This is a genomic window from Streptomyces sp. NPDC058964 (assembly GCF_042741275.1).
Lineage (GTDB): Bacteria > Actinomycetota > Actinomycetes > Streptomycetales > Streptomycetaceae > Streptomyces.
The window spans coordinates 1,452-4,995 of record NZ_JBHYKH010000571.1 but is presented as its reverse complement, the minus strand read 5'-3'; the positions used below and the strand labels follow the sequence as shown (position 1 = coordinate 4,995).

Annotated in this window: 3 protein-coding genes and 1 pseudogene; all 4 read left to right on the top strand. The window is 72.4% G+C overall.

Annotation, left to right across the window (positions count from 1 at the left end; translation table 11 throughout):
* Window positions 1-98: 98 nt before the first annotated feature.
* Window positions 99-800: pseudogene (gene modA / locus ACFW2E_RS40475) on the top strand (molybdate ABC transporter substrate-binding protein); the annotation flags it as partial.
* On the top strand, window positions 797-1,657 hold the full coding sequence (gene modB / locus ACFW2E_RS40470; protein ID WP_384475180.1) for a molybdate ABC transporter permease subunit: 861 nt from the start codon (window positions 797-799) through the stop codon (window positions 1,655-1,657). The pseudogene modA and the gene modB, both read left to right, overlap by 4 nt.
* A gap of 127 nt (window positions 1,658-1,784) precedes the next feature.
* Window positions 1,785-2,876: an ABC transporter ATP-binding protein gene (locus ACFW2E_RS40465; RefSeq protein ID WP_384475177.1), complete on the top strand. Its 1,092-nt coding sequence runs from the start codon at window positions 1,785-1,787 to the stop codon at window positions 2,874-2,876.
* A 28-nt stretch (window positions 2,877-2,904) separates the two neighbouring features.
* On the top strand, window positions 2,905-3,324 hold the full coding sequence (locus ACFW2E_RS40460) for a molybdopterin-binding protein (protein ID WP_384475174.1): 420 nt from the start codon (window positions 2,905-2,907) through the stop codon (window positions 3,322-3,324).
* Window positions 3,325-3,544: the final 220 nt, after the last annotated feature.

The following is a 3,544-nucleotide window of genomic DNA, read 5'->3' as shown; positions in this document are numbered from 1 at the left end:
GGCCCGCCCCAGTATCCCCCCCCCACCGGCCCCGCGCCCCCTCCACACCGACCGACTAGTTGCCCGCCTAATCGCCCCACGGGCCGCCAAATACCCACTCCTCGTCGTCCGCGTCCCCGAAGCTGTCCGGCGACGTGAGCGTCTTCGCGGCGGCCTCCCTCAAGGAGAGCTTCACCGCGCTGGGCAGGGAGTTCGAGAAGCAGCACCCGGGCACCAGGGTCAGCTTCAATTTCGGCGGCAGCGACGCCCTTGCCGCGAGCATCACGAGCGGTGCTCCCGCCGACGTCTTCGCCGCCGCCAGCCCCAAGACCATGGCGATCGTGACGGACAGGAGCGACGCGGCCGGCACCCCGGCCACCTTCGTCCGCAACCAGCTGGAGATCGCGACCCTGCCGGGCAACCCCGACAAGGTCTCCTCCCTCAAGGACCTCACCAAGTCCGGACTCAAGGTCGTCCTGTGCGACAGGACGGTACCGTGCGGCGCCGCCGCCCAGAAGGCCCTGGACGCCGACAGCCTCAGGCTCACCCCGGTCTCCTACGAGGAGGACGTGAAGTCCGCCCTGAACAAGGTGGTACTGAAGGAGGCCGACGCCGCGGTGGTCTACCGGACCGATGTGAAGGCCGCGGGTGACAAGGTGGAGGGCGTGGAGTTCCCCGAATCGGCCGAGGCCGTCAACGACTACCCGATCGCCCTGCTGAAGGACGCGCAGAACGCCGAGGCGGCCAAGGCGTTCATCGCGCTGGTGCAGTCCCCCGAGGGCCAGAAGGTCCTGACCGATGCCGGGTTCCTCAAGCCGTGACCCAGGTCGACAAGTCCGGTTCCGCGGCCGACACCCTGACGGGTGGGCCGGGGCGCCGGCGCGTCCGCACGGGCGCCGGCCGTGGAGCGCCGCTGCCGTTGCTGATCCCCGGCGTGGTGGCAATGGCGTTCCTGCTGCTGCCCCTCGTCTCGCTGCTCGTCCGGGCCCCCTGGAGCAGCCTCCCGGACCTGCTGAGCAGCACCGAGGTATGGCAGGCGCTCCAGCTGTCCCTGGTCAGCGCGACCGCCGCGACCGCCGTGAGCCTGGTCCTGGGGGTGCCGCTGGCCTGGCTGCTGGCCCGCACGGACTTCCCGGGACGCGGTCTCGTACGGGCTCTGGTCACCCTGCCCCTGGTGCTGCCCCCGGTCGTGGGCGGTGTGGCACTGCTCCTCGCCCTCGGCCGCAACGGTGTCGTGGGCCGGTCGCTGGACGACTGGTTCGGGATCACGCTGCCGTTCACCACGGCCGGGGTGGTGATCGCCGAGGCGTTCGTCGCGATGCCGTTCCTCGTCATCAGCGTGGAGGGCACCCTGCGCGCCGCCGACCCGCGCTTCGAGGAGGCGGCCACCACCCTGGGCGCCTCCCGCTTCACGGCGTTCCGCCGTGTCACCCTGCCGTTGATCGCCCCCGGCATCGCCGCGGGCGCGGTCCTGGCCTGGGCCCGGGCTCTCGGCGAGTTCGGCGCGACCATCACCTTCGCCGGCAACTTCCCCGGCCGCACCCAGACCATGCCGCTCGCCGTCTACCTCGCCCTGCAGAACGATCCCGAGGCGGCGATGGCCCTCAGCCTGGTCCTGCTGGCCGTGTCGATCGCGGTGCTGGCGGGCCTGCGGGACCGCTGGCTGACGACGACGTGACCCACCGCCTTACGATCCTTTCCATACGCACGGCCACGGCCACCCCCGCCGACGGCGCAGCCCCCTCGTACGGGTGCCGCGGGAAAGGGCCGCGCCCGCGCTCCGTTCGACTCTGGATGTGCACCGGATGACCGACATCGAGGACACCACCGCCGGCCTCGCCGCCGAAGGCGTTCGCGGTGACGGGCTCGACGCGCGGCTCGTCGTCGACCGGGATTCCTTCCGGCTCGACGTCGCGCTCACCGCCGCGCCGGGCGACGTGGTCGCGCTGCTGGGCCCCAACGGTGCCGGCAAGACCACGGCTCTGCGCGCGCTCGCCGGTCTGGTACCGCTCACGGGCGGCCATCTGCGCCTGGACGGCGCCTCCCTGGTCCGCGTGCCCCCGGAGTCCCGCCCGGTCGGTGTCGTCTTCCAGGACTATCTGCTCTTTCCGCACCTGTCCGCCCTGGACAACGTGGCCTTCGGACCGCGCTGCCAGGGCGCGACGAAGGCGGCGGCCCGCGCGGAGGCCGCGGCCTGGCTGGAGCGGATGGGTCTTGCCGAGCACTCCGGCACCAGACCCCGCCGCCTCTCCGGCGGACAGGCACAGCGCGTGGCCCTGGCCCGTGCCCTGGCCACCCGCCCCCGGCTGCTGCTCCTGGACGAGCCGCTCGCCGCCCTCGACGCCCGCACCCGTCTGGAGGTGCGCGCCCAGCTCCGCCGCCACCTGGCCGAGTTCGAGGCGGTCGCCGTGCTGGTGACCCACGACCCGCTGGACGCCATGGTGCTCGCCGACCGGCTGGTCGTGATCGAGCACGGCGGTGTGGTCCAGGAGGGATCCCCGGCCGAGATCGCCCGCCGTCCGCGCACCGACTACATCGCCCAGCTGGTCGGCCTGAATCTCTACACGGGCACGGCGGACGGCCACACGGTCCGGCTGGACGCCGGGCCCGCCATCACGACCACGGAGGACCTCTCCGGGCCGGTCTTCGTCGCGTTCCCGCCGAGCGCCGTCACCCTCTACCGGGACCGCCCGAGCGGCTCCAGCGCCCGGAACCTGTGGCGCTGCGAGGTCGCCGGTCTGGAGACGCACGGCGACCAGATCCGCGCCGATCTCACCGGTGGCCTCCGCCTCGCCGCCGACCTCACGACGGTTGCCGCCGCCGAACTCGGACTGCACCCGGGCGCAGCTGTCTGGGCGACCGTCAAAGCGACGCAGACACACGCATATCCGGCCTGAACGGGCACAAGCCCTACGGTGGGTGCCCATGACACTGAGCATCCGCAATCAGCTCCCCGGGACCGTCACCGAGGTCGACGCCGGCGAGGTCATGGCGACGGTCAGGATCCAGCTGGACGGCGGGCAGAACCTCGTGGCCGCCATCACCCTGGAGGCCGTCGAACAACTGGGCCTCGCCCCCGGCTCCGCCGTCCGCGCCCTGGTGAAGTCGACGGAGGTCTCCCTCGCCACGAGCCGGATCCAGGGCCTGTCGATCCGCAACCAGCTGCCCGGGGCGATCACCCGCATCGGGCTCGGCGGGGTCATGGCCTCGGTACGGATCGCCGTGGCCGGCGGCGAGATCACGGCGGTGATCACCAAGGAGGCGGCCACCGATCTCGGTCTCTTCGTGGGCTCGGACGCGATCGCCCTGATCAAGGCGACCGAGGTGGCACTCGCGACGGCCTAGCCGGCCCGGGTGCGAACGGGAGGGCCCCCGTCCAAGGGGCTTGAGTTCTGGTGGTCCTTGCAACACCCCGGTTCAAGGGGTGCCACTGGGGCGGCCGTCGGCCGACTCGTGAGCGGGAGGTAGGTCTCTGTCAGCCCACACACCCGAGCACCCGGACGCCGTCGCCACCGAGTGAACAGTCCGGCCACGCAGAACGCGCCGCAGGGCAACCCCCCCCCCG

Coding starts and splice junctions, on each gene's coding strand:
- ACFW2E_RS40465 (WP_384475177.1), top strand. CDS start 1,785: ATGACCGACATCGAGGACACCACCGCCGGCCTCGCCGCCGAAGGCGTT.
- ACFW2E_RS40460 (WP_384475174.1), top strand. CDS start 2,905: ATGACACTGAGCATCCGCAATCAGCTCCCCGGGACCGTCACCGAGGTC.